Consider the following 3,569-nt stretch of genomic DNA (forward strand, 5'->3'; position numbering starts at 1 on the left):
AAACAAAAAAAAAAATTTATTTTATAAATTTACTCTTGACCTCTTTTGGTTATGAATAATAATTAACTCCATCTAATAGTTTCACCTTACTTTCCATTGGTTCAATAAAGCCATCAATACCAAACTTATTTTCGATAAAATCACATATTGCTACAAGCCTCTGTTGCCCATCTAAAACCTCATCAACTTCTTTATCACTACTGACCACGTGTATAGGAGGTATTTTCCATTCTCTAAGAATAGAATCAATCAATTTTTTCTTTTTTTGTATTGTCCACACTTCTCCTCTCTGAAAATTTGGTTGCAAATTAATATCTCCTGCTTTTATTCGATTATAAATAGTTTCGATTTCTAAATCTGAAGTAGTACATTTCATAACTTTTCTCCTTTATGTTTCATTTTTCTACATTTTACCATATTTTTATTGAGTTGTATATTTTAAACTTAAAAATTACAGTCATTTAATTACAAATTGGAACAAAAAATTAAGTATCACATTCAATGCTTTATTCTAAATGTATCCTATATGCATTAAATAGAATTGATGAGCGGAAGGAAATCATTACCTACTGCATTAAACATAAGCGTGATTACAAGAGAACTGCTGAAAAATACGATGTATCTTACAGTCAGGTTTATTCATGGATGAAAAAATACGATGCGACGGATGAAGAAGGCCTTACAGATAAACGTGGCCGACATAAAACAGATGAAGAAGTTGGTGAATTAGAAAAGCTACGTAGAGAAAACAAACGACTAAAGCGTCAGCTTGTAGAACGTGATATGACGGTAGAACTATTAAAAAAAGTAAAGGAATTCGAAAGGAGGCGATTCTAGCCAAGGGAAAACTAGAACCTAAGTATCTTACTATTCAGTATTTTAAATATGCAAAGAATTGGGACATAGTATGGATGTGCCAACAGTTAAATGTTTCCCGTGCCGGTTATTACAAATGGTCTAATAGAGAAAAACCCGCTAGTGAAATGGAGAACGAGCAGTTGTCATTATGGATTAAAGAGTATGATGTTAAATTTAAACATACCTTGGGCTATCGCCGAATGCGTAATTATATTAATCGTGATAAGGGTAAACACTACAGTAAGCATCGAATTCATCGAATTATGCAAGTGCTTGGTATTACATCCATTATTCGCAAGCAAAGAAGACCTTACCGTCATTCTACCCCTGAAACAATAGCAGAAAACATAATGCACAGAGAAATCGAAGCATCAAAACCGAATGAGAAATGGGCAACCGATGTAACGGAATTCAAAGTACCCATGAGTAATAAAAAAGTATATTTAAGTGCTATTTTAGACTTTTATGGCAAATCTGTAGTGTCATATATATTAAGTAACAGAAATGATAATAAGCTTGTATTTGATACCTATAATCTTGCCCAAAATTTTTTACAGTCTCGTTTTCTGACCATTGAGAAACTTCCCAGCCTCCTTTATACATATCAAAAATTTGCATAGCTACATGTTTTCCTATACCTTTTCTTCGATACTTCTGCATTACAAAAAATTCTGCTATACTATGTGGGTTTGATAATTGATTATACTCACAGCAACTACGTACCAAAACCAATCCTGCTAATTTTCCATCAACCCTAATAAAATATGGATATCTACCATTTTCATTCCAATAGTCATCAATATGTGAGTATCAAAAAAAAACATGTTCATTTACATCATCTTTCGAATACAATGAAAAATCATAGTTATAAAGCTCCATCAGTTGAACAAGGACGGATTTTTGCTCAATCAAAATAGGCTCAATTTTAATTTCCATTAAAGTTCCTCCTGTATATTATATAAATAATCTGTATCCTGTAAAAATTTACTTGCTAACCTTTATCAAAATAAATTCTTATATTTCTCCATTATTTCTATGAACTTTGCACTGTCTCCACCATTATCGGGATGATATGTTTTGGCAAGCTCTCGAAACTTCCTTTTTATTTCAGTATTATCTGCATATATCGGAAGTCCCAATTGGATAAGGTTTTCTGTATCAATTATTGAATAATCCGATAAAGCACTTTCTTTGTAGCAACTATAATATACATAATAAAAGTACTCGGAAATAACATCCTTAAATTCATCTTTCGTCATTTCCGATAGCTCCATGATGGAATATTTCACATTTTTTGTAGTTTCATTTTTTAAGTCAAAGAATTTATTCCATACAAGTTCTGTATTTTCGAATTTACATAAAGATTTTTTATTGTTTTTCTGTAAATCAAAATTAGTTGAGCGTATTTTCATCTCAAGTTTTTTAAGCTCTCTTAACTTTCGCTTAATTTCATCATATTTACTATTATCTTGGGGCACTTTTCCACCACCTCTCGTTTAGAGGGATCACCCCCACAGACTCCAAACCCAAAATTGCTCTGGTGAATAACCGCAATCTACAGCATCCTTTTCCTTTTCTTTAATAAAATTCCGCCAATCAGGTGTATTCCAGGCAGAAAGCCGCTCCGCCCAAATCAGTTCCTTCTCAAGGTCATCGCTATATACATCGATTTCAGGAATAAGATTATTATTTTTTATATAGTTTTTATAAAAATCAATAATGGATTTAATTATTTCCACTCTTTCGTTCCAACTACTGGTAGATAATAACTTATCTATTTGGGTACTAAGTTCTGTTTTAGAAATGGATAAATTTCTAAACGCCCAATCTAGGTGTGTACGCCATGGATAATATTCATGTGAAACCAAAAAGGCAATGTGGTAAATTCTCTCTATCATTATGCCAAACAACATATTTGCTTCAGGTATATGATTTCGCTGAACATTTTTATTTAATTCAAAATATTCTTCAATGGACAGCTCTTTTAAATTGGTTATTAATTTTTTTCTCCATAACTGCTCTGGATATTTTGTTACCTCAGTTTTTTTCCGTAAATGTTTTAATGTTCCTTTTGAATTTAAAATTATAGTATTCTTTTGCAATGTAAATAAAGCTTCAAAAGATACATTTTCCCAAGGTAAATTATCATTATTAGTTAGGAATTTATTCGAATTACCATCTAACAGCCAAGAAACTGGATGGACACATATAATCGAACCTTCTCTCTTCCACTTATTCGTTTTAGCTAGACATTCATTTAATAATAATTGTAATTGCTTCCCTTGATTTTTCCATATTACATCATCTAAATATATAGATGCTTCAATATCAGAAATCTCATCATCAATTCCTAATCCAACAGAGCCCAATATCATTATATCCATATCGGATATGATATTAGGATAATTTGTTTGAATTAGTGGTATGATTATGTTTTCAAAATAATTCATTGCATTTTTTGACATTCTTACTCTCCCCTTTACACCTATAAAAATTGTAAAAAATTGCACTTGCGATCATCTAATTATATACCATATATATCCATTAATCCATATAAAATATATCAATACAGTTTATTAAAAATAAAGGTATTTAGCTAAATACTAAATACCTTTATAATTTACTACTGATTTATTTAATTTAGCTTAATCTTGCCTTTAATTCTATTATCTTGCTTTATGCGAATATGATATAGTTTGGAAGTCATCAAA

Annotated in this window: 6 protein-coding genes and 1 pseudogene; 2 read left to right on the plus strand and 5 right to left on the minus strand. The window is 30.7% G+C overall.

What is annotated here, in order from left to right; all coding sequences use genetic code 11:
• Positions 1-49: 49 nt before the first annotated feature.
• Positions 50-376 carry a DUF262 domain-containing protein gene (locus ACW2QF_RS18315; protein ID WP_455717458.1) on the minus strand — a complete coding sequence of 109 codons (327 nt, stop codon included), beginning with the start codon at positions 374-376 and terminating at the stop codon, positions 50-52.
• A gap of 125 nt (positions 377-501) precedes the next feature.
• Between ACW2QF_RS18315 and ACW2QF_RS18320 the strand changes: the two genes are divergently transcribed.
• Positions 502-837, plus strand: coding sequence for a helix-turn-helix domain-containing protein (locus ACW2QF_RS18320; protein WP_455717459.1), 336 nt, complete (start codon positions 502-504; stop codon positions 835-837).
• A gap of 74 nt (positions 838-911) precedes the next feature.
• A complete protein-coding gene (locus ACW2QF_RS18325) occupies positions 912-1,478 on the plus strand; it encodes a DDE-type integrase/transposase/recombinase (RefSeq protein ID WP_455717460.1) in 567 nt (188 codons plus the stop codon).
• Between the two features lie 37 nt (positions 1,479-1,515).
• Here ACW2QF_RS18325 and ACW2QF_RS18330 read toward each other — a convergent pair.
• From ACW2QF_RS18330 to ACW2QF_RS18345, 4 genes and pseudogenes are all read right to left on the minus strand, one after another.
• Positions 1,516-1,590: pseudogene (locus ACW2QF_RS18330) on the minus strand (hypothetical protein); the annotation flags it as partial.
• 78 nt (positions 1,591-1,668) lie between these two features.
• Positions 1,669-1,794, minus strand: a complete 126-nt coding sequence (locus ACW2QF_RS18335) for a hypothetical protein (RefSeq protein ID WP_455717461.1) — start codon at positions 1,792-1,794, stop codon at positions 1,669-1,671.
• 65 nt (positions 1,795-1,859) lie between these two features.
• The gene (locus tag ACW2QF_RS18340; protein WP_455717462.1) at positions 1,860-2,336 is read right to left on the minus strand and encodes a J domain-containing protein; all 477 of its coding nucleotides are present in this window, start codon (positions 2,334-2,336) and stop codon (positions 1,860-1,862) included.
• Between the two features lie 27 nt (positions 2,337-2,363).
• Positions 2,364-3,323: a DUF4037 domain-containing protein gene (locus ACW2QF_RS18345; protein ID WP_455717463.1), complete on the minus strand. Its 960-nt coding sequence runs from the start codon at positions 3,321-3,323 to the stop codon at positions 2,364-2,366.
• Positions 3,324-3,569: the final 246 nt, after the last annotated feature.

Source organism: Anaerosporobacter sp., from assembly GCF_965301125.1.

Coding starts and splice junctions, on each gene's coding strand:
- ACW2QF_RS18315 (WP_455717458.1), bottom strand. CDS start 376: ATGAAATGTACTACTTCAGATTTAGAAATCGAAACTATTTATAATCGA.
- ACW2QF_RS18320 (WP_455717459.1), top strand. CDS start 502: ATGCTTTATTCTAAATGTATCCTATATGCATTAAATAGAATTGATGAG.
- ACW2QF_RS18325 (WP_455717460.1), top strand. CDS start 912: ATGTGCCAACAGTTAAATGTTTCCCGTGCCGGTTATTACAAATGGTCT.
- ACW2QF_RS18335 (WP_455717461.1), bottom strand. CDS start 1,794: ATGGAAATTAAAATTGAGCCTATTTTGATTGAGCAAAAATCCGTCCTT.
- ACW2QF_RS18345 (WP_455717463.1), bottom strand. CDS start 3,323: ATGTCAAAAAATGCAATGAATTATTTTGAAAACATAATCATACCACTA.